Source organism: Microbacterium sp. 71-36 (assembly GCF_001898305.1).
In the GTDB taxonomy this organism is placed as follows: domain Bacteria; phylum Actinomycetota; class Actinomycetes; order Actinomycetales; family Microbacteriaceae; genus Microbacterium.
The window spans coordinates 104,431-128,152 of the sequence record NZ_MKTP01000006.1; the positions used below are offsets into that span (position 1 = coordinate 104,431).

Genomic DNA, 23,722 nt, shown 5'->3' on the forward strand with positions numbered 1-23,722 from the left:
TCAAGGTCAAGGCGGATGGCGTGAGGATCGGCGAGGTCAGCCGTCGGAGCGGAGTGAGCGCGCGCTCCCTGCGGTACTACGAGCAGCTCGGGCTCATCTCGTCCGAGCGGGAGTCCAACGGCTACCGCCGCTACGACGACGTCGCGGTGGAGCGGGCGATCGTCATCCAGCTGCTCTTCGGCATGGATTTCCCGCGCGAGATCGTGACGTCGGTGCTCGCCTGCACCGGCGATGCGCCGGCCGAGGCGCACGACGCGCTCGCCGAACAGCTCACCCGCGTGCGAGAGGATCTGTCCGCGCGCATCGCCACGCTCACGGCCACGCGGCGCAGCATCGACGAGTTCCTCGCCGAGCGCGCCGCCTGAGGGTCGTCAGCTCACGCGGTCGGCCAGCAGTGCGACTCGACGACCCGCGACCCGGGTCATCAGCAGCGTCGCCGACTCGTCGCCGCGCAGCGAGAGGCGCGTGCGCAGGACCGCGGGGTCGACGTCCACGCCGCGCTTCTTGATCTCGAGCGTGCCGATGCGCCGCTCCCGTAGTGCCCGCGCCAGCTTCTTGGTGTCCGCGGGCAGCTCCTCGCGTACGCGGAACGACGAGACGAAGGGACTCGTGAGCGCCGCGTCCGACGTCAGGTAGGCGATGCCGGGCGCCAGCATCCCGGCATCCAGGGACCGTGCGACCTCGCCGATCAGCCGGGCGCGGATGACCGCCCCGTCGGGTTCGTGCACGAAGGCGCCGAGTTCGCGGGGCTCGACGTCGGGTGCGTCGGCCGGAGCCGTCAGCTCCCAGGCCTCGTCGCCGCGCACGACGAGCGCGGCGCGGCGGATGTCGTCCCGCGCCAGGCTTCCCGCCCACAGGACGAGCTCGATCGTCGAGCCGTCGGCGCTGATCCACTGCGCCTCGACGTCGTCCGGGATCAGCTCGCGGTCGAACGCGGGGCCGAGCTTCACGCCGCCGGGCCGCTCCTGCAGCAGTCCGAACACCCAGTCCAGCGACGGCGACCACTGGTCGGCCGACACGCGACGGGTCTCCCCGTGCCCGGCGGTGCGTCGCGCGGGATCGAGCCACACGGCATCCGCCTCGCTCAGGTCGGTGTCCTCCGCGCGCCCGTGGGCCACGGTGACCGTGTCGCCGAAGGGGGCGAGGTTGTACGCGGCGATCGCGGCCGTGACCTCGTCGGCGTCGACGGCGTGCACCCGGATGCCGAGTCCCGCGAGCCCCAGGGCGTCGCCGCCGATCCCGCAGCCGAGGTCGGCCACGGACGAGACGCCCGCGGCGCGGAAACGGCCCGCGTGCCGCGCCGCGATCGGCAGCCGTGTGGCCTGTTCCAGTCCCGCCCGCGTGAACAGCATGCGGTCGGCGAAGGGTCCGAACTTCGCCCCGGCCTTCACGCGCAGCCGGGCCTGGCCCACGACGGCGGCGACGAGATCGGGGGAGTGGCCGGCCGCGCGCAGCCGCGACACCGCGCGAGCGGCTTCATCGGTCGTCGTGAGCGGACCCACCTCGTCGAGCAGGGTGAGGCCGGCGGGGGTGAGCAGGGCGGTCAGCTCGGCGATCTCCACCGGGCCAGCCTAGGTGTCGATTGTGCTGGCACTCGCGTTGCGTGAGTGCCAGCGCTTCTCTACACTCGGATTAGCACTCTCCCCGCGTGAGTGCTGACAAGTCTTCTGTAACGAGAAAGAAGAGGTAGACCGTGTCGGTTTCCATCAAGCCGCTCGAGGACCGCATCGTCATCAAGCAGGTCGAGGCTGAGCAGACCACCGCGAGTGGTCTCGTCATCCCCGACACCGCCAAGGAGAAGCCGCAGGAGGGCGAGGTCGTCGCCGTCGGACCCGGCCGTATCGACGACAACGGCAACCGTGTCCCCCTCGACGTCACCGTCGGTGACCGCGTGCTGTACAGCAAGTACGGCGGCACCGAGGTCAAGTTCGGCGCCGACGAGTACCTCGTGCTCTCGGCCCGCGACGTCCTCGCGGTGGTCGTTCGCTGATCGCTTCGCGATTTCTTCGGAACCCCGGATGCCTCGGCATCCGGGGTTCTGCTTTTTGGCGCGGAATGCGCGATCTCCGGCAGGTCCGCGTCGGTGCCCCGGCCTAGGCTGGGGAAGTGACCCCCGCTTCGCCGCCCGCCTCGGGAGCCGTCCGCGGCGGCCTGTTCGCCTTCGCCGCCTATCTCCTGTGGGGCGTGCTGCCGCTGTACTTCCTGCAGCTCGAGCCGACCGGTCCGTGGGAGCTCGTCGCGTGGCGCATCCTGCTGTCGTTCGTGTTCTGTCTGATCCTGCTGACGGTGCTGCGCGCGTGGCGCCCGTTCCTCGTGATCGTGCGGCAGCCCCGCCTCCTCGGCCTGACGGCCCTGGCCGGAGCCCTGATCTACGTCAACTGGCAGACCTACGTCTACGGTGCGCTGAACGACCGGGTGATCGAGACGAGCCTCGGCTATTTCATCAACCCCATCGTCACGGTGCTGCTCGGGGTGACGGTGCTCCGCGAACGGCTGCGCCCGGTCCAGTGGATCGCGATCGGGCTGTCGGTGGCCGCGGTGATGGTGATCGTGGTCGGATACGGGGCGTTCCCCTGGATCGCCCTCACCCTCGCGCTCTCGTTCGGCGTGTACGGCCTGGTGAAGAAGCAGATCGGTCCGTCCGTGGATGCCGTCAGCGGGCTGACGCTCGAATCCTTCTGGCTGCTCCCGGTCGCGATCGTGCAGCTGGTCGTCGTCGCGGTGACCGGTGGGTTGACCATGGGGGCGAACGGCCCCGTGCACACGGCCCTGCTGGCGTCGGCGGGCGCGATCACCGCGGTTCCGCTGCTGCTCTTCGCCGCGGGGGCGCGTCGGGCGCCGTTGACCGTGATGGGGCTGATCCAGTTCGTCGCCCCCATCATCCAGTTCGGCATCGGCGTGTGGGTGCTGCACGAGCCGATGACGCTCGAGCGCTGGATCGGGTTCGGCCTCGTCTGGGTCGCGCTCACCGTTCTGAGTGTGGATTCGCTCGTAGCGGCGCGGCGCCGTCGACCCGCAATATCGGATGTCGGTGAGCCCGTCTAGGGGGCGTTATGACGCCGTGACCTCGACGACGCACATCGTTAACGAACGGCAACACGACGAAAACGTGGGGGCGATTAGGTTTAGGACACCAGACGGCACCCCTGTGTCGTCGAACGTTCATCCACAGCAAGGAGCACTATGAGCGTCTTCACGCGTTCGCGTGCCGGCAAGGTCCTGGGCGGTCTCGCCCTGGTCGGTGCCAGCGCGCTCGTCCTCGCCGGTTGCGCCGGTGGCGGCGACGCCGCCGCCCCCAGCGCATCGTCCGGCGGAGGCGCCGTGTCCAAGGCCGACGGTACCTTCAGCGTCGGCACGATCCTTCCCGCCACCGGTAACCTCGCCTTCCTCGGCCCGCCCGAGGTCGCCGGCGTGAAGCTCGCGATCAAGGACATCGAGGCCACGGGCGACGCGTTCCCGTTCAAGACCACGCTCACCGAGCGCGACTCGGGTGACACGACGACCGACATCGCCACGCAGTCGGCGACGGAGCTCGTCAGCGCCGGTGCCGACGTCGTCATCGGTGCCGCGTCCTCGGGTGTGTCCTTCACGTTCGTCGACCAGCTGGTCAACGCGGGCATCGTCCAGATCTCGCCGGCCAACACGTCGCCCGACTTCACGACGTACGCCGACGACGGGTACTACTGGCGCACCGCCCCCTCGGATGTCCTCCAGGGTCGCGTGCTCGGTAACCTCATGGTCGGCGACGGTGCCGCCAACGTCGGCATCATCTACATCAACGACCCGTACGGCACCGGTCTGAAGGACAACGCCACCAAGGCCATCGAGGCCGCCGGCGGCGAGGTCTCGGTCGCGGTTCCCTACAACCCGGGTGACACGGTGTTCACGTCGCAGGTCGACCAGCTCCTGGCCGCCAAGCCCGACGCCATCGCCGTGATCGCGTTCGAGGAGACCTCCTCGATCATCCCGCAGCTGGTGAACACGCAGGGCTTCCCGGGTTCGAAGGTCTACTTCGTCGACGGCAACCTGTCGAACTCGTACGAGTTCCAGCCCGGCACCCTGCAGGGTGCCAAGGGCACGCTGCCCGGCAACCCGGCCGACACGACCTTCCAGGCGCGCCTGAAGGAGGTCGACCCCTCGTTGACCGACTTCAGCTACGCACCGGAGTCGTACGACGCGGTCATCCTCGCGGCCCTGGCCGCGGCGCAGGCCAAGGACGACTCGGGCACCGCCATCCGTGACAACCTGCAGTCGGTCTCCGAGGGCGGCGAGAAGTGCACGACGTTCGCGGACTGCCTGAAGCTCATCAACGACGGCAAGGACATCGACTACGACGGTGTCTCGGGCCCGATCACCTTCGACGAGAACGGTGACCCGACCGAGGCGTACATCGGCATCTACCAGTACGGTGCCGACAACAAGTACACCCTGCTGAACACCGAGTTCGGTTCGCTCAACGAGTGACCTGAGCTGATCGGGAAGGGCCCGGATGCCATGGCATCCGGGCCCTTCTTCGTGCGACCACCGTGGCGCGAGACTGCATCTGATCGACGAACCCACTGCACGCTGCGGGGGAGATGTCGGCCGGATGCAGTCTCGACGCTACGCACGCGGCCGTGCCCGGTAGGGCGGCGCGGCGACGGGGGCTCGGCGTCAGGGCGCCAAGGTGTCAGGGCGCCAGGCCGCAGGCGGCTGCGGTGAAGGCGAGCAGGTCGTCGGCCACCGCCTGCGGGCGGGGCAGCGAGACCACCACCTCCCGGCCGTCGACGCGGGCGACGAGGTCGAAGAGCGTGCCGACCTTGTCCTCGGCGATCGCGTGGGGGTCGCACCGGCGCGGCGTCACGGCGACCGTCAGGGTCGAGGGGGCATCGCCGGGGGAGACGGTCGTGGCGAGCACCGCTTCCTCCCCCTCGGCGAAGTGCAGCAGCGGGGTGCCCCGCATCGCCTCGAGTTCGATCGGCTCGCCGTCTCCGCCCGTCGGCGTGATCGAGATCGTCAGGTCGGCCGTCCCGTCCCCGCGCGGCGACGCGGCCGTGGCCGCGACCTCCGCCACGGCCGCGAGATCGTCGCGGTCGCACTGTGCCGCGCTCAGGCGGGCGAGGATGCCGAGCGGGTCGTCGGCGTCGAGCTCGGACGTACCCGAGATGCCGCCGATCGTCGTCTCGAGGGTCACGCGGATCGCCCCGTCGCCCGGCCGGCAGCGCAGGGCGGGGAGCATCACCGGAAGATCCACGATGCGGCCGGGCGCGAGCGTCTCCGTGCGGCGGGCATCCCACGCGGCGGGGGAAGCCAGCGCCGGTGCCGTCAGTGTCGCGGCTGCGATCGTCACGGCCTCACCCGAACCGTTGTCGACCCGGAGCTGCACCCGCCCCGGGGCGATGTCGCCGCGCTGCTGCACGACCGCCACGGTCAGCCCCGGGGGGACGACGGGCGGAGGACTCGCGGAGCATCCCGCGAGGGCGACGCCCACCAGAGTGAGCGTCGCCCCCGCGGGACGCGCGCGGATCAGGCTTCGGTCTCCCGTGCGTCGCGCTTGGCGTCCTCGTCGGCGGCCAGCGTGCCGAGGTACAGCTCGATGACCCGGGGGTCGGTCAGCAGTTCGCGTCCGGTGCCCGTATACGCGTCCTTGCCCTGGTCGAGCACGTAGGCCCGGTGGCAGATCTGCAGGCAGCGGCGGGCGTTCTGTTCGACCATGATAATCGTCACGCCCGCGCGGTTGATCTCGGCGACGCGGAGGAAGGTCTCGTCCTGGCGCACGGGCGAGAGCCCGGCAGAGGGCTCGTCGAGCAGCAGCACCGACGGGTCCATCATCAACGCGCGACCCATCGCGACCATCTGTCGCTCACCGCCGGAGAGCGAACCCGCGCGCTGACGGCGACGCTTGGCCAGTTCGGGGAACAGGCCCGTGACGAACTCGAAGCGCTCCGCGAAGACCTTGGGACGCTGGAAGAGCCCCATCTGCAGGTTCTCCTCGATCGACAGGCTCGGGAAGACGTTGTTGTTCTGCGGAACCATGCCGACGCCCTTGCCGACGAGCTTGTCGGCCTTGAGCGAGGTGATGTCCTCGCCGTTGAGCAGCACGGCTCCGCCGCGGATCTTCACCTGTCCGAAGATGGCCTTCAGCAGCGTCGACTTGCCGGCGCCGTTGGGGCCGATGATGCCGATCAGGTCGCCCTGGTAGGCGTCCACGGTGCAGCCGTTGAGGATGTTCACGCCGGGGAGGTAGCCGGCGACGAGGTCGTCGGTGCGCAGCACCGCGGTGCGGGTGGCGGTGTCGGTCATCAGAGCTTTCCGTCCTTCTCGTCGGCGACGAGGTCGGCTTCGGCTTCGGCGGCGGCCTCGGCCTGGATGGTCTCCATCTGCGACGTCGTCATGTCGCCCAGGTCGGTGTCGTGGTGCGCGCCGAGATAGGCGTCGATGACGGCCTGGTCGCTCATCACCGTCTCGGGCGGACCTTCGGCGACGACGCGGCCCTCGGCCATCACGACGACCCAGTCCGAGATGTGGCGGACCATGTGCATGTCGTGCTCGACGAAGAGCACCGTCATGCCTTCCTTCTTCAGGTCGAGGATGTGCCCGAGCAGACTCTGCGTCAGGGCCGGGTTCACACCGGCCATCGGCTCGTCGAGCATGACGAGGGTCGGGTCGCTCATCAGCGCGCGCGCCATCTCGAGGAGCTTGCGCTGGCCGCCGGACAGCGACGCGGCGAAGTCCTCGCGCTTGGCATCCAGCTTGAACCGGCGCAGGAGATCGTCGGCCCGCTCCGTGTTCGCGCGCTCCTGCGAGCGCCAGATCCCGGGGATCATGGCCCGGAAGATGTTCTCGCCCTTCTGCCCGCGAGCGCCGAGGAGCATGTTCTGCAGCACGGACAGACGGCCGAGCGACTTGGTCAGCTGGAACGTGCGGACCATGCCCTTTCGCGACACCTTGAACGCGGGGACGCCCGCGAGGTTGGACCCCTCGAAGCTCCAGCGGCCGGTGTTCGGCTTGTCGAAGCCGGTGAGCAGGTTGAACAGCGTCGTCTTGCCGGCGCCGTTCGGCCCGATCAGAGCGGTGATCTGCCCGCGCGGGATCTCGAGGTGCTCGACGTCGACGGCCTTGAGGCCGCCGAACTGCCGCGTGACTCCGTCGGCGACGACGATCGGGTCGACCTTCTCGCAGCCGGGGCCGACCTCGCCCTTCACCAGGGCGTGGGTGACGGTCGTGTCAGACATTGAACGACAGCTCCTTCTTGTTGCCGAAGATGCCCTGTGGTCGGAAGATGACCAGGAGCATCAGCCCGATCCCGACGATGATGAAGCGCACCTGCCCGGTCTGGGTGGAGCTCATGAAGCCGAGGACGCCGACGTCACGGAGCCCGACGATGATGCCGTTGGACAGCGACAGCAGCACCCAGAAGAGCGCGGCGCCCACGATGGGGCCGAGGAGGGTCGCGGCGCCGCCGAGCAGCAGAGCGGTCCAGATGAAGAACGTCAGCGCCGTTCCGTAGTTACCGGGCTGCACGGCGCGGGGGAGGATGAACACCACGCCCGCGAGACCGCCCATGACACCACCGAGCACGAGCGCCTGCATCTTGTAGGAGTAGACGTTCTTGCCGAGGCTGCGCACGGCGTCCTCGTCTTCGCGGATGCCCTTGACCACGCGGCCCCACGGGCTGCGCATCAGGAGCCACACCAGGAGCGTGGCGAGGATCACGAGACCCCACCCGAACAGGCGCACCCACCAGTCGTTGGCCGAGTAGGTCCAGGGCCCGATGCCGTAGGTGCCGCCGGGGAGCGGGTTCATGTTCTGGAACTCGCGGTTGTAGCCGTTCAGGCCCTGCGAGCCGCCCGTGATGTCGGTGAGGCCGACGGTCGAGACGACGTAGCGCACGATCTCGGCCGCCGCGATGGTGACGATGGCGAGGTAGTCGGCGCGGAGCCGTAGCGTCGGGATGCCGAGGATGAAGGCGAACAGCACCGAGGCGACGATCGCGACGAGGATCGCCAGCCACACGGGGGCCGAGAACGACAGTGTGGCGATCGCGAAGGCGTAGGCGCCGACGGCCATGAAGCCGGCCTGTCCGAAGTTGAGCAGGCCCGCGTAGCCGAAGTGGACGCTCAGGCCGATCGCGGCCAGGGCGTAGGCGGCCGTGGTCGGGCTGATGAGCTCGCCGGCGGCGTTGTTGAAGATTGAGAGCCAGTCCATGTCGTTCTTCCTCAGCCGATCCGCTCTTTACGACCGAGCACACCTTGCGGCCGGAACAGCAGCACGCCGATGAGCACGATCAACGCCACCGCGTACCGGAGGTCGGGCGGGATGACGATGGTGGACAGTTCCGTGATGATGCCGATGATGAGCGACCCCACCAGGGCGCCGAAAGCGCTGCCGAGACCGCCGAGGGTCACCGCGGCGAACAGCAGCAGCAGGATCGCGAAGCCCATGTCCCAGGTGACTCCGCGGTAGAGGCCGTAGAGCACGCCCGAGAGGCCGGTGAGCGCGCCCGCGAGCACCCAGACGATGCGGATGACGCGGTCGACGTTGATTCCGGATGCCGCGGCGAGCGAGGCGTTGTCGCTGACCGCTCGCGTCGCCTTGCCGATGCGGGTGCGGGTGAGGAAGTAGGCGACCGCGGCGAGCATGACCACGCTCACGCCCATGCTGATCAGCGACGTGAGGGTGATCGTCACGGGGCCGATCGTGACGTTGTCGGTGATCCCGGTGTCGATGTTCCGCGTGCCGCCGTCGAAGAAGTAGAGGTACAGGTAGCGCAGGACGATCGAGAGGCCGATCGTCACGATGAGCACTTGGACCAAGCCGACTCCGCGCTTCCGGAGGGGTTTGAACAGCACGGCATCCTGTGTCCAGCCGAGCGCGGCCGAGAGCGCCACCGTGAGGAGCACGGCCAGCAGTAGGTTCCACCCGAGAGAGGTGAACACGTAGAAGATGATCGCGCCGAACGTGAGCATCTCACCGTGCGCGAAGTTGTTGACGCCCGTCGTGCCGAAGATCAGCGAGATCCCGATCGCGGCGAGCGCGAGCAGCAGGCCGAAGTTCAGACCGTAGATGAAGCGGGAGAACAGGGTCTCCCAGATCGACCCCGTCGCCGCGGTGCCCTCACCCGTGGGGAACAGGACGTTCACGGTGTTCGTGGTGCCCACGGTCACGTCGCGCGTGATGTTGGACGGGTCGCGCGGGGCGACGCCGTCGGGCAGCGAGTCGACGTTGAGCTTCGCGGTGTACTGTCCGGGGCCCGGGACGGCGACCGACCAGCGCCCGTCCGCACCCGTGGTGCCCACCTCGGAGAATCCGGAGCCCTCGACCGTGATCTCGACGCCCTCGACGGGTTCGTCTCCGGCGCGGATGATCCCGCCGATCGTGAACTGCGTCGCGACGTCGACCGCGCCGGGCGTCGCCGCCGGGGTCGGGGCCGGTGTCGTCTGCGCATGAGCCGGTGAGGCCAGGAACAGACTCAGCACGGCGACCGCGCTCGCCAGGAGCGAGACGAGGAGGACGGCTGGGCGGGGAAGTATGCGCGATCGTGTCGCGGTGGGGGAGGAATGACCCACGGAGTCTCCAGTTCGGCAGCGCTGACGAGGTCGTTTCGTCAGCTTCGACGATCGACGCTACGAGCGTAATGTGTCGTTCGTGTTTCGGTCCGACGCCGTTAGCGAACCGTGTCGTGACGACCTCGTCCGCCGGGTCCGGGACTCGGGAATGATTCCGCACCCCGCGGCGCTTAGAATTCATGGCGGAGCGCCTCGCGCGCACCGGCCGACGTCGTCCTTTTTCGAACAGGCGCCGCGCGCGCAGGAGGATCCATGGAGCAGCACGACCCCTTCGGTTTCATCGGACTGACCTATGACGACGTCCTGCTTCTGCCGGGGCACACGGACGTCATCCCGAGCGAGGCCGACACGTCGTCGCGGCTCACCCGTCGTATCACCGTCGCCACCCCCCTGCTGTCGTCCGCGATGGACACCGTGACCGAGGCCCGGATGGCCATCGCGATCGCCCGCCAGGGCGGAATCGGCATCGTGCACCGCAACCTCTCGATCGAGGACCAGGCGGCGATCGTCGACCAGGTCAAGCGCAGCGAGTCCGGCATGGTCTCGAACCCGATCACCACCACCCCGGATGCCACGGTCGCCGAGGTCGACGCGATGTGCGCGCAGTACCGCATCTCCGGCCTGCCGGTCATCGACCCGGACGGCGTCCTCGTGGGCATCATCACCAACCGCGACATGCGTTTCGTCTCGGGCTTCGAGCGTCAGACGACCCTCGTCAGGGACGTGATGACGAAGGAGGGCCTGATTACCGGGCCCGTCGGCATCCACGCGAACGACGTCATCGCGACCTTCGCCAAGCACCGCGTCGAGAAGCTGCCGCTGGTGGACGAGGACGGAAAGCTCGCCGGCCTTATCACCATCAAGGACTTCGACAAGAGCGAGAAGTATCCGCTCGCGACCAAGGACGAGCAGGGTCGCCTCCGCGTCGGCGCGGCGATCGGCTTCTTCGGCGACGCGTGGCAGCGGGCCGAGGCCCTGCGCGACGCGGGTGTCGACGTCCTCGTGGTCGACACCGCCAACGGGCAGTCCGCCGGCGTCATCGACATCGTCCGTCGCCTCAAGGCCGACGCGTCGTTCGCGCACGTGGACGTGATCGGCGGCAACGTCGCCACGCGCGAGGGCGCCCAGGCGCTCATCGACGCGGGAGTGGATGCCGTGAAGGTCGGCGTCGGCCCGGGTTCGATCTGCACCACCCGCGTGGTCGCCGGAGTCGGCGTGCCCCAGGTCACCGCCATCTACGAAGCCGCACAGGCCGCGATCCCCGCCGGCGTGCCCGTGATCGCCGACGGCGGTCTGCAGTACTCGGGTGACATCGCCAAGGCGCTGGTCGCCGGTGCCGACACCGTGATGCTCGGATCGCTCCTCGCGGGTACCGACGAGTCGCCGGGCGAGATCGTCTTCCAGGGGGGAAAGCAGTTCAAGCAGTACCGCGGCATGGGCTCGCTGGGCGCGCTGCAGACCCGCGGGAAGAAGACGTCGTACTCGAAGGACCGCTACTTCCAGGCCGACGTCCCCAGCGACGACAAGCTGATCCCCGAAGGCATCGAGGGTCAGGTCCCCTACCGCGGGCCCGTCGCCGCCGTGGCTTACCAGCTCATCGGCGGCCTGCGTCAGTCGATGTTCTACGTGGGGGCCCGCACCGTCGAGGAACTCAAGGCCAAGGGGCGGTTCGTGCGCATCACCTCCGCCGGCCTGAAGGAGTCGCATCCGCACGACGTCCAGATCGTCGTCGAGGCGCCGAACTACAAGAAGTAGGCGTCCTCGCGAGGGCCGGGCGAGTGATCGCCCGGCCCTCGCGGCGTTCGTGGGCGGGTCTACGCTGTGCGCATGATCCGGCGAACGCGGCCCCCGAGCGTCACCGTCTCGGCGCGACGGACCGAGGCGTACACCGACGGCGTCTTCGCCATCGCGGCGACGCTGCTGGTGCTGGACCTCACGTCGCAGTCGCTGGGCGAGGTGCGGTCGAACGCCGATCTCGCGGACGGCCTGCTGAAGATGCTCCACCCGCTGTTCTCGTTCGTCATCAGCTTCCTGGTGCTCTGCATCATGTGGATGACGCACGTGCGCCAGTTCGAATGGATCGTCCGGATCGACAACGCGGGTATGTGGATCAACAACCTGCGGCTCCTGCTGGTCGTCCTCGTCCCGTTCACGACGTCACTGGACACGGACTACTCCGAGTACCTGCTCGGACGCGTCCTGCTGCCGGTGAACTTCTTCCTCGCGATCCTCGTCGGCTGGTTGCAGTGGACCTGGGCGCTGCGGTCGGGTGCGATCCCCGATCTCACGCGCGATGACGCGCGCCGCCTCGGGCGCGCGGCCTTGAGCGCCGTCATCCTCAGCGGGCTCGCGGTCGCGGCGAGTCCTCTCGTGGGGTCGGGCGGTTTCCTGCTGTTCCTCTTGGACGGGCCGTTGACCCGGTTGCTTCGTGGGGCGGACGCGCCGACTGATCCTGCCACCGCGCGCTCGACGCCCCCGGCGGGACCGGGGGCGTCGGACGGGGCGGACTGAGCCGACGCGCGTCCGCCGCGCGCGGGTCGGCGTCAGCGGGCCAAGGACTGCTCGGCGGGTGCCGCGTCCCCCTCGGCCGCCGAGCGCGGCGAGCGGCCGGCGGGCAGGAGGAGGGCGAGGCCCGCGGCGACCAGCAGCACCGCCGAGCCGACGAAGATCGCGGGGCGGGCGGCATCCACGTAGAGATCCGGCACCAGCTGTCCGCCGGCGCCGACGAAGATCGCCGTCATGACGGCGGTCCCGAGCGCCAGCCCGATCTCGCGAACGGTGGAGTTGACGCCCGACGCCTTGGCGTGGTCGACGACGTCGAGTGTGGCGAGCAACGCCGTCGCCGACGGGGCGAACACGAGTCCCATGCCCACTCCCGCGAAGATGAACGGCGGAACGAGTGCGGCGTACTCGACTTCGGCCGACATGGTGAGAGCGATCCATCCCAGCGCGATGGCCTGCAGCAGCAGCCCGACGATCAGGAGCGGACGAGTCCCGACCCGCGGCGCGAAGATGCCGGCGAGCGGCGCGACGACCATCGGAGCGAGGGTCCACGGCGTCGTCTGCAACGCCGCTTCGAACGGGGTCGACCCCTGCACCACCTGCAGGAACTGGATGAGGAGGAACACCGCTCCGAACGTCCCGAAGCTGAAGGCGAAGCCGACCACGTTCGTGACCGAGAAGGACCGATCGCGGAACAACCGCAGCGGCACGAGGGGGGAGCGGGTCCGCAGCTGCCAGCCCACGAACGCCATCACGAGGAGGGAGCCGAGCGCGAGCTCTCCCACGACGGATGCCGAGTCCCATCCGTCGTCGTTGCCGCGGACGATCGCGTGCACCAGGGCGAGTACGCCGCCTCCGGCCAGGACGGCTCCCACGACATCGATGCGCGCGCGGTCACCGAACGCGTTGGGCAGGGCCCATAGGGCGAGCGGGATCGCGAGGACGGCGACGGGCACGTTGAGCCAGAAGATCGCCTGCCAGTTCCACCCCTCCATGACCGCGCCGCCCACGAGCGGTCCGACCGCGACGCCGAGACCGGAGATGCCTCCCCAGATGCCGATGGCGAGAGGTCGACGCTCCGGGGCGACGGCGCCGCTGAGGAGGGCGAGAGACAGCGGCATGACGCCCGCCGCGCCGAGCCCCTGGACCGCCCGTGCCGCGATCAATTGGGCGGGGTCGACGCTCAGCGCCGCGAGCACGGACCCCACCCCGAAGGCGACGATGCCGACGACGAACGCCGTGCGCCGTCCGAAGCGGTCACCGAGGGCGGAGGCGATGAGGATGAGGCTCGCGAAGGCGAGCGTGTACGCGTTGACGAACCACTGCAGCTCCTCGATGCTCGCCCCGAGCTCGCGGTGCAGAACGGGGAGGGCGTTGGTCATGACGAGGTTGTCGAGGGTGGCCATGAACATCGGCAGGGAGGCGGCGATCACGACCCAGACGAACGGGCGCGACCGAGGGAGAGTGTTCACGAGGCTCCTTGTTGTAATCGACTGATAACAAATCTGAGGTCACTGTAGTAATCGACTGATAACCTGTCAACATGCCGTCACCGACAGACTCCGCGCCCGCGCGCCGAATGAGCTCGGAGGAGCGGCGGGCGCAGATCCTGGCCGCCGCGCTCGCCGTGTTCGGGGCCAAGGGATACGTGGGCACCACGACCGACGACGTGGCCCGCGCGGCGGGCATCTCCCAGCCGTACGTCGTCCGCCTGTTCGGCACGAAGGAGAATCTCTTCGTTGCAGCGCTCGATGATGCACTGGACCGTCTGCTGGCCGCGTTCACCGCGGCTGCCGAGGGCGCGGCCCCGGACGAGCTGCCGGAACGCGTCGGCCACGCCTACATCGGTCTCCTGCAGGTGCGGGGCCTGCATCAGACCCTGTCGCACGCGTTCCTGCTCGGCGCCCACCCGGTCATCGGACCGCGTGCCCGTGACGGCTTCGCGCGCGTGTGGGAGTTCTTGCGCGACGTCGGATTCGACGTCCAGTCCGCTCAGGCGTTCCTCGCCCAGGGCATGATGATCAACTCGATGTTCGGTCTGCGTCTCGCCGACGACTACGACACCGACCCGCGTGTGCACGAGCTCTTCGACGCCTGCTTCCCGACCGACAAGGTGCGGGTGCTCTCGATGGCGCCCCGCGCGGACGAACCCTGGTGAGCACGCCGGTCGGCAAAATGCAGGCGGGTAGGCTGGGGGAGTGACCATGGAGATCGATCTCGGCCGCGCGAAGCGTGCCCGCCGCGCCTACACCTTCGACGACATCGCCGTCGTGCCGTCGCGCCGCACGCGCAACCCGGAAGACGTGTCGACGGCGTGGACCATCGACGCCTTCCCCTTCGAGATCCCGGTGCTGGGTGCGCCGATGGACTCCGTCGTGAGCCCCCGCACCGCGATCGAGCTCGGCCGCCTCGGCGGTCTCGGCGTCCTCGACCTCGAGGGGCTGTGGACGCGCTACGACGATCCCGAACCGCTGCTGGCCGAGATCGCGGGCCTCCCCGACTCCGAGGCGACGCGGCGCATGCAGGAGCTGTACTCCGAGCCCATCAAGCCCGAACTCGTGCGCGATCGCCTCGCCGAGGTCCGTGCGGCGGGCGTCACCGTCGCCGGCGCCCTGACGCCGCAGCGCACCCACGACCTGTATGAGACCGTCGTCGCCGCGGGCGTCGACCTCTTCGTCATCCGCGGGACGACCGTGTCCGCCGAGCACGTCTCGAGCGTGGCCGAACCGCTGAACCTCAAGAAGTTCATCTACGACCTCGACGTCCCGGTGATCGTCGGCGGGGCGGCCACCTACACCGCCGCCCTCCACCTCATGCGCACGGGCGCCGCGGGTGTGCTGGTCGGCTTCGGTGGCGGAGCCGCGTCCACGACGCGCGCGACCCTCGGCCTCCACGCCCCGATGGCCACGGCGGTCGCCGACGTCGCCGGTGCGCGTCGCGACTACCTCGACGAGTCGGGGGGACGCTACGTGCACGTGATCGCCGACGGCGGGGTCGGAACCTCGGGCGACATCGTCAAGGCGCTCGCGATGGGGGCCGACGCGGTCATGCTGGGCGTCGCGCTCGCGCGGGCCACGGATGCCCCGGGCCGCGGTTTCCACTGGGGCCCCGAGGCGCACCACCCCAAGCTGCCGCGCGGCCACCGCGTCGCGGTCGATCGCGTGGGTCCGCTCGAGCAGATCCTCTACGGCCCGGCCCCGGTGGCCGACGGCACCGCCAACCTCGTCGGCGCGCTGAAGAAGTCGATGGCCACGACCGGGTACTCCGACCTCAAGGAGTTCCAGCGCGTCGAGGTCGTCGTCGCGCCCTACGGACACTGATCTCGGAGACCGTGTGACCTCTCCCACCGCCCTCGAGCAGGAGCCCCGACAGGTCTTCGCGCCGACGCTGCGCGAGGTCATGCTGCGTCCGCGCTGGCTGGCGCTCCTGGCGTTCTCGCTCGTGGTGGCGGGGGTCCTGGCGTGGCTGGGGCAGTGGCAGCTCGGCCGAGCCATCGACTCCGCGCCCCCCGCGCCCGGCCAGACCGAGGTCGTCCGACCGCTCGCCGACGTCGCCCAGCCCGGCGCGTACCTGCCCGAACCCCTCGTCGGGCAGCGGGTCGAGGCGAGCGGGCGGTGGATCGCCGACGACTTCCTCATCGTGTCCTCGCGATACAACGACGACGTCGAGGGGTACTGGGTCACGGGCCAACTGCGGCTCGACGGGGTGGCCACGCCCACCTCGATCGCGGTCGCCGCGGGCTGGACGCGCGATGCCGCGTCGGCGCAGGACGCCGTCGACGCCCTCCGGGCCCAGGTCCAGGCCGATCCCGACGCGGTCGTCACCCTCACCGGGCGACTGATCGCGGACGAGGGTCCGGGGCGCGCACCCTCGGGGGTCGACCCGCAGACCATGACGCGGATGTCCCCGGCGGTACTGCTGGGACGCTGGCACGACATCGACGGCGTCTCGGTCTACCGGCCCTACCTCGCCTCGCAGTCCGCGATCGGACCCCTGGATGCCATCGACTCCCCGGCTCCCGACGAGCGCTCGCACGTCAACTGGCTGAACATCTTCTACGCGGCGGAGTGGGCGATCTTCGCCGGCTTCGCGCTGTACCTCTGGTACCGGCTCGCCCGCGACGCGTGGGAGAAGGAAGTGGAAGATCTCGAGGACGAGCAGTCCGAGGCTCTCGCGGCAGGTTCCGCGGAATCCCGCGACTAGACTGGCATCCATGCCCCGCGCCCCGAAGCTCGCCTCGTTCCCGGCGATCCGCGGAGCCCTGAAGTTCTACCAGATCTGCTCGATCATCACCGGTACCGGCCTGCTGTTGCTGGTGGCCGAGATGATCGTGAAGTACACGCCCATCCACAAGGAGCTGTTCCTGGGCGGATCCGGTGGCTTCCTGTGGTTCGCTGACGCCATCCCCGGTCCCGGATGCCAGTGGTTCTCGCTGTTCGTCCCGGGGGGCAGCGGCTGCGAGATCCTCTCGACCGGCGACGGTCTGAACATCTCGCTCGCGATCCTGGTGGTCCACGGCTGGTTCTACGTCGTGTACCTGTTCTCGTGCTTCCGCGTGTGGAGCCTCATGCGCTGGCCGTTCCGCCGCTTCGTGTTCCTCGCCCTCGGCGGCGTCGTGCCCTTCCTCTCCTTCATCCTCGAGGTGCGCACCGCCCGCAGCGTGCGCGCCTACCTCTCCGAGCGCGAAGCCGCCGAGGCATCCGCTCCCGTCCCCGCCCCGGAAGGACCCCGGTGACCGAACAGACCGAAACGTCGCAGCGTCCCGTCCTCGTCGTCGACTTCGGCGCCCAGTACGCGCAGCTGATCGCCCGCCGCGTCCGCGAAGCCGGTGTCTACAGCGAGATCGTGCCGCACACCGCGACCGCCGACGAGATCGCCGCGAAGAACCCGGTGGGCATCATCCTCTCCGGTGGTCCGTCGTCGGTGTACGAAGACGGCGCTCCGCGCCTGGACGAGCGCGTGTTCGAGCTCGACGTGCCCACGCTCGGCATCTGTTACGGCTTCCAGGTCATGGCGCAGGCCCTCGGTGGCGAGGTCGCGAACACCGGGCTGCGTGAGTACGGCGCGACGGATGCCACGGTCGTCACCGAAGGCACTCTCCTCGAGGGGCAGCCCGTCGAGCAGAACGTCTGGATGAGTCACGGCGATCAGGTGTCCCGCGCCCCCGAGGGGTTCGAGGTCCTCGCCCGCACCGCGCACACGCCCGTCGCCGCATTCGCGAACGACGCCCGCCGCTTCTACGGGGTGCAGTGGCACCCCGAGGTGAAGCACACCGACCACGGCCAGCGGGTCATCGAGAACTTCCTGCACAAGGCCGCCGGGCTCCCGGCCGACTGGAACAGCGGCAACGTGATCGCCGAGCAGGTCGCCCGCATCCGCGAGCAGGTCGGCACCGGCCGCGTGCTGTCGGCCCTCTCGGGCGGCGTCGACTCCGCCGTGTCGACGGCGCTCGTGCACGAGGCCGTCGGCGACCAGCTCGTCGCCGTGTTCGTCGACCACGGGCTCCTCCGCAAGGGCGAGCGCGAGCAGGTCGAGAACGACTACGTCGCCTCCACCGGCGTGCGTCTCATCACGGTCGACGCGCGCGAGACGTTCCTGAACGCCCTCGCCGGCGTCAGCGACCCGGAGGAGAAGCGCAAGATCATCGGGCGCGAGTTCATCCGTGCGTTCGAGAAGGTGCAGGCCGACCTCGTCGCCGAGGCGAAGGCCGACGGCGAGCCGATCCGCTTCCTCGTGCAGGGGACGCTCTACCCCGACGTCGTCGAGTCGGGCGGGGGCACCGGCACCGCGAACATCAAGTCGCACCACAACGTCGGCGGCCTGCCGGAAGACCTGCAGTTCGAGCTCGTCGAGCCGCTGCGCACCCTCTTCAAGGACGAGGTGCGCGCCATCGGCCGCGAGCTCGGCCTGCCCGAAGCGATCGTCGGCCGCCAGCCCTTTCCGGGGCCGGGTCTTGGCATCCGCATCGTGGGCGAGGTCACCGCTGACCGTCTCGAGATCCTGCGTGACGCCGACGCCATCGCCCGCGCCGAGCTGACCAAGGCCGGGCTCGACGGCGAGATCTGGCAGTGCCCCGTCGTGCTGCTCGCCGACGTGCGCTCGGTGGGCGTGCAGGGCGACGGCCGCACCTACGGTCACCCGATCGTGCTGCGTCCCGTCTCCAGCGAAGACGCCATGACCGCCGACTGGACGCGTCTGCCCTACGACGTGCTGTCGAAGATCAGCAACCGCATCACCAACGAGGTACGCGAAGTCAACCGCGTCGTGCTCGACGTGACGTCGAAGCCGCCGGGGACGATCGAATGGGAGTGAGCCGGGTCTGACACCGGCTCCCGCGCCCCCGCCGTCGTTCCGGCTCCGGGGTGTCGTCTTCCGATCGAGAACAGGGCCCCTACCCCGATCGACCGGAAGACGACACCCCTCCGCCGGACGTCGGCGGGGGCGCTCTGTCGTCAGCGGCGAGGTAGGGGGATGCCCCTTCGTCGTCCGTCGGTGTCGACGCTCTGTCGGTCCGCTGAGGCGTATGAGATGCGGGTAGGCTGACGGCGTCGGCGATCAGCCCTCGGGAATCTCCCGGGTTCGTCCGGCCAGAACGGCACAGGTCTCCCGTGACCCGTATCGACTTCTCCGGCTACCGCGACGTGCTGCGTGCGACGGGTGCCCCGTGGTTCACGCTTGCGGGGTGGGTCGCCCGCTTCCCGCGGGGAACGCTCAATCTCGGCATCGTGCTCCTCGTTCAGACCGCGACGGGGAGTTTCGCGCTCGCCGGCGGGGTGGGTGCGGCGTTCGTCGTCGGCATGGCGCTCGCAGGCCCGCTGTGGTCCCGACTCATGGACCGCCGTGGACAGCAGCCTGTGCTGCTGCTCGCCGCCTTCACGCTGTCGCTCGCGAGCACCGTGCTCGTGGGCGCGGTGCTCGCCGAGATGCCCGTCGCGACGTGGTTCGTGCTCGCGGTGGTAGCGGGAGCCGTCTCGGTCGATGTGGGCCCCGCCGTCCGTGCGCGGTGGAGCGCCCTGGTCTCGCCCGAGCGGCGGCACAGCGCCTTCGCCCTCGAATCGATCGCCGATGAGAGCGTCTTCGTCATCGCGCCGCCGGTGCTGACGCTGATCGCGGCGGCCGCCGCGCCGCAGGTCGGCATCGCCGCGATCGTGGTGGTGGGTGCGATCGGACTCCTGTGGCTCGGTCTCCTGCGCGGATCTCAGCCGCCCCGCGCCGTCCTCACCGGTCCTCGGCCTCGCCTGCTGCCCCCGCTCGGCATCCTCCCCGTGACGGTCGCGTGGATCGGGGTCGGCGGCATGTTCGGGTCGTTCGACGTCACGAGCATCGCCTGGGCCGACCGGTTCGGCTCCCCGTGGCTGGCGGGGCTGATGATGGCATCACTCGCTCTCGGCAACACCGCGGGTGCGCTCGTCTACGGAGCCCTGCGCCACCGGGCCTCACTGCGCGCCCGCTGGCTGGGCAGCAGCGTGCTCCTCGCCGTCGCCGGCCTGGCGTTGCCGTTCGTCGCCGACAGCCTCGTCGCGCTGGCGGTCGCTGCGGCGGTCGGGGCTCTGATCGGGCCGGTGCTCGTGGCGGGCTTCGCACTCGTCGAGTCACGCGCGGATCGGGACCGCGTCACGGAACTCCTGGCGTACCCGTCGCTGGGCGTCGGGGCCGGCATCCCGCTCGGGTCGACGATCGCGGGCGTGGGACTGGATGCCGCGGGGCCGGTGCTCGGGTTCACCGTGATGGCGGTGAGCTGCGTGGCGATCCTCGTGCTCGGCGTGATCGGCGAAGCCCTCTTGTCGGCTCGACCGAGGATGGCATCCCTTCGATCATCGTGAAACAGCGACGTGGGGGAGGATGGGGGCATGTTCCCGGACGCGTGGTACCTGATCCTCTCGAGCCGGCTCATCCCCGACCTCGACGGCGGGTACACGATCTCGACCCTCGCGCGCGCGCGGCAGATGGCGGATGCCGGTGCCCCGACGTTGATGCTCACCGTCGATCCCGGCACGGCAGAGGCGCACGCCGAACATCGCGCGGAGTTCGTGCGGCGCGGGGCGGCCGAGACATCCGAGGTGTTCCGGAACCTCTTCGACGAAGCGGTCGGACCCGACGGCGGGGCCGCGGAGTGGCTGCGAGCGGCCGCCCGGCCGGGCGAGGCGGACCCCACGCTGGAGTACCGGAGCGTCGCGGGGGGAGCGGTGGACCTGCCGAACGTCGTCGACCCGCACTGGCACCTCTCCACGGCGCCGATCGTCGTGCGGAACGCGGCCGGGGATGCCATCGGGGTCGTCGACGGCTTCGGAGCGCTGTACCGTGCGTGGCTCGCGCACGTCGTCGGAGGACTCCGCGCGGAGATCGACCGTCCCGTCGTGCTGATCTGCGAGTCGCGGCAGCTCGGGGAACTCGTCGTCGACTGGGGCGACCCGGGCGTGCGGATCCTGCACACCGTCCACACCATTCACCTCGAGCCGCCGTTCACGGCCGATGCGCCGGTCAACGCGCTGTGGGAGCGGTGGCTCGCCGTGGCGCCCCGCTTCGACGCCATCCTCTGGCCGACGCCCTGGCAGCACGCCGACGTGCGGGCGCGCTTCGGCGACGACCGGGTGGACGTCGTGGCGCCGCACGGCATCCCGATGCCCGAGGCGGTCGAGTACGCGCCGGATGGACCCGTCGTCGTGCTCGGGCGTCTGGCGCCGGGCAAGCGACTGGACCACGCGATCCGGGCGTTCGCGCGGGTGGCCGAGGACGTCCCCGGCGCCCGGCTCGAGCTGTGGGGAGCGGGCCCCGGACGCGAGGCGCTCGAGACGCTCGTCGCCGAGCTCGGGCTCGGCGACGTGGTGTCGCTGCCGGGGCTGACCCTGGATCCGGGTGCGGTCCTCGACTCGGCGGCGGTGTACCTCACGACCTCGGCGTTCGAGGGGCAGGGGCTCGCGCTCGCCGAGGCCCTCGCGCACGGCGTTCCCGTTGTGGCGTACGACATCCGCTACGGCCCCCGCGACATGCTCGCGGACGGCGGCGGCATCCTCGTGCCGGACGGCGATGAGGACGCGCTCGCCGAGGCGCTGGTGCGGGTGCTGCGCGACGCGGCGTTGCGGCAGCGGCTCTCGGCGGAGGCGCGGGTGGGGGCGACGGCGCTGAGCCCCGCGCGCGCGATGGAGACGCTCGCGGCGGTGGCTGCCGAGGCGCTGTCCCGCCCGACGCGGCGGTAGCCCCGAGGTGGGGCCGCAGCTCGGGGCCCTTCACGTTTCAGTGTCCAAGACACGCGGACGCTGTCGCGCCCGGTCCGCGTGTCTTGGACACTGAACCTGGGGCGGAGCGGCGTCAGGACCGGCCGGCCCAGGGGTCGTAGTCGGCGATCAGGGACTCCTGCGGGGGGCGGATGGCATCCGGGACATGCTGCAGGTTGATGCGCACCCGGTACCAGAGCGAACTCGACCCGCGCATGCCGTCGAGCATCACATCGGCGGGATGCAGGGCCGCCGCCGTCTCCGGATGCCGCGCCTTCCACTGCTCGAGGGCGTCGAGCGCCTCGGGCTTGGTCTTCGTGCGGGCGACCTCGATGAGGGGCATGGTCGACGCGCGGCGCCCCGAGCCGTCCGACCCCCGGGGCGGCTTGTCGGCGGGACCCATCCGCTCGGCCAGGGCGAGCAGGCCGTCCAGCGATCCCGCGGCGGCGTCGATGCCGGCGTGCGGGTCGCCGATCGCGGCGAAGCGCTCGGGCACCGTGAGCACCGTGAACTCCTCCGGGCGGCGGTGGCGGAGCTCGTCCCACGTGAGCGGGGTCGACACGCGCGCGTCGGGAAGCGGGCGGATGGAGTACGCGGATGCCACGGTGCGGTCCTTCGCGTTCTGGTTGAAGTCGACGAACACGCTCTCGCCGCGCTCCTCCTTCCACCACCGCGCCGTCGCGAGACCGGGTGCGCGCTCCTCGACCTCGCGGGCGAGCGTCTCCGCGGCCAGCCGCACGTCGGGGTACTCCCACTCCGGACGAATCCGCACGAGGATGTGCAGCCCGCGGGATCCCGACGTCTTCGGCCACCCGACCAGGCCGTGGTCGGTGAGGACGTCACGGGCGGTGAAGGCGACGTCGACGATCTGCGTCCACTCGACACCGGGCATGGGGTCGAGATCGATGCGCAACTCGTCCGGATGGTCGAGGTCTTCGGCGCGCACCGGATGCGGGTTCAGGTCGAGGCATCCGAGGTTCACGATCCAGGCGAGACCCGCGGCGTCTCGGATCACCGTCTCCTCGGCGGACGTGCCCGAGGCGTAGCGGAGCGTCGCGGTGTCGATGAAATCGGGGTGATTCTCGGGAACGCGTTTCTGGAAGAACGGCTCCTGGTCGAGGCCCTTCGCGAAACGCTTGAGCACCATGGGGCGACCGGCCGCTCCGCGCAGTGCTCCCTCGGCGACGGCGAGGTAGTAGCGCGCGAGGTCGAGCTTCGTGAGGCCGGGCTCCGGGAACACGACGCGGTCGGGGCTGGTGACGCGGACCTCGTGGCCGTCGACGTCGAGGACCGTCGGGGGCGTCTTGGCGGGGCTCATGGCGCGAGGCTAGTCCCGCGGCATCCGGGGCGGGACTCCCTTGCGCGGGCGAGGGAGTGGCGCTCGTCGCGGCGGTGAGTGTTCAAGACACGCGGATGCCGGCGGCGCGCGTCGGCGCGTCTTGGACACTCGACCACGGCGGCGGGCGCGCCACGCGCCGCGCAACGACGGAGGGCCGCCCCGAACGGGACGGCCCTCCGTGTGAAACGGTGCGTCAGTTGTTGCCGCGAAGGATCGCGAGGATGCGCAGGATCTCGACGTACAGCCACACGACGGTGACCATGATGCCGAACGCGCCGACCCAGCCGTAGACACGGGGGGCGCCGTTGCGGACGCCGCGCTGGATCTGGTCGAAGTCGAGCACCAGCGAGTACGCGGCCATGATGACCACGAAGACGCCGATGATGACACCGAGCGGGATGCCGAAGATCTCGATGGAGCTGCGGAGGCCGAACGCGCCGCCGGCGAGGGGCACGTTGAAGAGCATCAGGCCGAGGTTGACGAGGCTGAACACCAGGTAGCCGACCATCGCGATCAGGAAGATCTTGGTGGCGCGAGCCGAGGCGCGGATCTTGCCGCTGGCGAAGAGCGCGAGCGTCACACCGACGACCGAGAGGGTCGCGAGGGTCGCCTGCACCACGATGCCGGGGTAGATGAACTCGAAGAACGACGAGATGCCACCGATGAACAGGCCCTCGAACGCCGCATAGGCGATGAAGACCGGCACGGAGGGCTTCTTCTTGAACGTCGCGACCATCGCGAGCACGAAGCCCACGAGACCGCCGATGACCATCGGCAGGACGTTCGGCGAGGGGTTGGCGACCGTGACGGTGCTCATCGTCCAGATCCAGCCGACCACCGCGGTGACGACGAGGACGGCGAAGAGGCCGAGGGTCTTGAAGACGGTGTCTTCGACCGTCATCCGGTCGGTCTGAACCGCGCCCGCCGACGGGGCCGCGTACATGCCCTCGATGTTCGCCGTCTCAGCGGCCGCAGCGGCAGCGGTCATCGACTCGGCGGGCGGGGGGCTGTAACGGGTCTGGGCTCCGCCACGAGGGTCCTGGAACGCCGGGTTGTTGAAGGCCGGGTTGTTGAGGGCCACAGGGACTCACACTCCAAATTGCTGATGATCACAGCAC

The 23,722-nt window shown here is 70.0% G+C and carries 22 protein-coding genes; 13 read left to right on the top strand and 9 right to left on the bottom strand.

Going from position 1 to position 23,722, the window contains the following annotated elements:
- Positions 1–20 precede the first annotated feature (20 nt).
- Positions 21–365 carry a MerR family DNA-binding transcriptional regulator gene (locus BGO45_RS14600; protein ID WP_292695475.1) on the top strand — a complete coding sequence of 115 codons (345 nt, stop codon included), beginning with the start codon at positions 21–23 and terminating at the stop codon, positions 363–365.
- 6 nt (positions 366–371) lie between these two features.
- On the opposite strand, the gene BGO45_RS14605 is transcribed toward BGO45_RS14600, so the two are convergent.
- Positions 372–1,562, bottom strand: a complete 1,191-nt coding sequence (locus BGO45_RS14605) for a class I SAM-dependent methyltransferase (RefSeq protein WP_292695477.1) — start codon at positions 1,560–1,562, stop codon at positions 372–374.
- Positions 1,563–1,693: 131 nt separating this feature from the next.
- On the opposite strand from BGO45_RS14605, the gene groES reads away from it, so the two are divergent.
- The 3 genes from groES to BGO45_RS14620 all read left to right on the top strand — a co-directional run bounded on the left by groES (position 1,694) and on the right by BGO45_RS14620 (position 4,464).
- Complete coding sequence (gene groES, locus BGO45_RS14610; RefSeq protein ID WP_076491199.1) at positions 1,694–1,990, top strand: co-chaperone GroES; 297 nt, start codon at positions 1,694–1,696, stop codon at positions 1,988–1,990.
- A gap of 116 nt (positions 1,991–2,106) precedes the next feature.
- Entirely contained in the window at positions 2,107–3,045 is a 939-nt protein-coding gene (rarD, locus tag BGO45_RS14615; protein WP_292695480.1) for an EamA family transporter RarD, read from the top strand.
- Between the two features lie 138 nt (positions 3,046–3,183).
- Positions 3,184–4,464, top strand: a complete 1,281-nt coding sequence (locus BGO45_RS14620; protein WP_292695483.1) for an ABC transporter substrate-binding protein — start codon at positions 3,184–3,186, stop codon at positions 4,462–4,464.
- Positions 4,465–4,669: 205 nt separating this feature from the next.
- Here BGO45_RS14620 and BGO45_RS14625 read toward each other — a convergent pair whose 3' ends face one another.
- The 5 genes from BGO45_RS14625 to BGO45_RS14645 are packed head-to-tail and all read right to left on the bottom strand — an operon-like array spanning position 4,670 to position 9,458.
- On the bottom strand, positions 4,670–5,470 hold the full coding sequence (locus BGO45_RS14625) for a hypothetical protein (protein WP_292695485.1): 801 nt from the start codon (positions 5,468–5,470) through the stop codon (positions 4,670–4,672).
- A gap of 35 nt (positions 5,471–5,505) precedes the next feature.
- Entirely contained in the window at positions 5,506–6,282 is a 777-nt protein-coding gene (locus BGO45_RS14630) for an ABC transporter ATP-binding protein (protein WP_292695488.1), read from the bottom strand.
- The gene (locus BGO45_RS14635) at positions 6,282–7,214 is read right to left on the bottom strand and encodes an ABC transporter ATP-binding protein (RefSeq protein WP_292695491.1); all 933 of its coding nucleotides are present in this window, start codon (positions 7,212–7,214) and stop codon (positions 6,282–6,284) included. Before BGO45_RS14635 ends, BGO45_RS14630 begins: the two co-directional genes overlap by 1 nt.
- Entirely contained in the window at positions 7,207–8,187 is a 981-nt protein-coding gene (locus tag BGO45_RS14640) for a branched-chain amino acid ABC transporter permease (protein ID WP_292695494.1), read from the bottom strand. The genes BGO45_RS14635 and BGO45_RS14640 overlap by 8 nt, the downstream gene beginning before the upstream one ends.
- 11 nt (positions 8,188–8,198) lie before the next feature.
- Entirely contained in the window at positions 8,199–9,458 is a 1,260-nt protein-coding gene (locus tag BGO45_RS14645) for a branched-chain amino acid ABC transporter permease (protein ID WP_292695496.1), read from the bottom strand.
- A gap of 342 nt (positions 9,459–9,800) precedes the next feature.
- Between BGO45_RS14645 and guaB the strand changes: the two genes are divergently transcribed.
- Positions 9,801–11,303: an IMP dehydrogenase gene (gene guaB, locus BGO45_RS14650; RefSeq protein ID WP_292695499.1), complete on the top strand. Its 1,503-nt coding sequence runs from the start codon at positions 9,801–9,803 to the stop codon at positions 11,301–11,303.
- A 72-nt stretch (positions 11,304–11,375) separates the two neighbouring features.
- On the top strand, positions 11,376–12,059 hold the full coding sequence (locus tag BGO45_RS14655) for a TMEM175 family protein (protein ID WP_292695503.1): 684 nt from the start codon (positions 11,376–11,378) through the stop codon (positions 12,057–12,059).
- A 32-nt stretch (positions 12,060–12,091) separates the two neighbouring features.
- On the opposite strand, the gene BGO45_RS14660 is transcribed toward BGO45_RS14655, so the two are convergent.
- Complete coding sequence (locus tag BGO45_RS14660) at positions 12,092–13,522, bottom strand: DHA2 family efflux MFS transporter permease subunit (RefSeq protein WP_292695506.1); 1,431 nt, start codon at positions 13,520–13,522, stop codon at positions 12,092–12,094.
- Positions 13,523–13,593: 71 nt separating this feature from the next.
- Between BGO45_RS14660 and BGO45_RS14665 the strand changes: the two genes are divergently transcribed.
- From BGO45_RS14665 to BGO45_RS14695, 7 genes are all read left to right on the top strand, one after another.
- A complete protein-coding gene (locus BGO45_RS14665) occupies positions 13,594–14,208 on the top strand; it encodes a TetR/AcrR family transcriptional regulator (RefSeq protein WP_292695509.1) in 615 nt (204 codons plus the stop codon).
- A 46-nt stretch (positions 14,209–14,254) separates the two neighbouring features.
- Entirely contained in the window at positions 14,255–15,370 is a 1,116-nt protein-coding gene (locus BGO45_RS14670; RefSeq protein WP_292695600.1) for a GuaB3 family IMP dehydrogenase-related protein, read from the top strand.
- 13 nt (positions 15,371–15,383) lie between these two features.
- Positions 15,384–16,253 carry an SURF1 family protein gene (locus tag BGO45_RS14675; protein WP_292695512.1) on the top strand — a complete coding sequence of 290 codons (870 nt, stop codon included), beginning with the start codon at positions 15,384–15,386 and terminating at the stop codon, positions 16,251–16,253.
- A 10-nt stretch (positions 16,254–16,263) separates the two neighbouring features.
- Positions 16,264–16,785, top strand: a complete 522-nt coding sequence (locus BGO45_RS14680; RefSeq protein WP_292695515.1) for a DUF3817 domain-containing protein — start codon at positions 16,264–16,266, stop codon at positions 16,783–16,785.
- A complete protein-coding gene (gene guaA / locus BGO45_RS14685; protein ID WP_292695518.1) occupies positions 16,782–18,362 on the top strand; it encodes a glutamine-hydrolyzing GMP synthase in 1,581 nt (526 codons plus the stop codon). The genes BGO45_RS14680 and guaA overlap by 4 nt, the downstream gene beginning before the upstream one ends.
- A 296-nt stretch (positions 18,363–18,658) precedes the next feature.
- On the top strand, positions 18,659–19,873 hold the full coding sequence (locus BGO45_RS14690; protein ID WP_292695520.1) for an MFS transporter: 1,215 nt from the start codon (positions 18,659–18,661) through the stop codon (positions 19,871–19,873).
- A gap of 27 nt (positions 19,874–19,900) precedes the next feature.
- A complete protein-coding gene (locus BGO45_RS14695) occupies positions 19,901–21,247 on the top strand; it encodes a glycosyltransferase (protein WP_292695523.1) in 1,347 nt (448 codons plus the stop codon).
- A gap of 112 nt (positions 21,248–21,359) precedes the next feature.
- Here BGO45_RS14695 and ligD read toward each other — a convergent pair whose 3' ends face one another.
- Both ligD and BGO45_RS14705 read right to left on the bottom strand, forming a co-directional pair.
- Entirely contained in the window at positions 21,360–22,583 is a 1,224-nt protein-coding gene (ligD, locus tag BGO45_RS14700) for a non-homologous end-joining DNA ligase (protein ID WP_292695525.1), read from the bottom strand.
- Positions 22,584–22,797: 214 nt separating this feature from the next.
- Complete coding sequence (locus BGO45_RS14705) at positions 22,798–23,685, bottom strand: Bax inhibitor-1/YccA family protein (protein ID WP_292695528.1); 888 nt, start codon at positions 23,683–23,685, stop codon at positions 22,798–22,800.
- Positions 23,686–23,722: the final 37 nt, after the last annotated feature.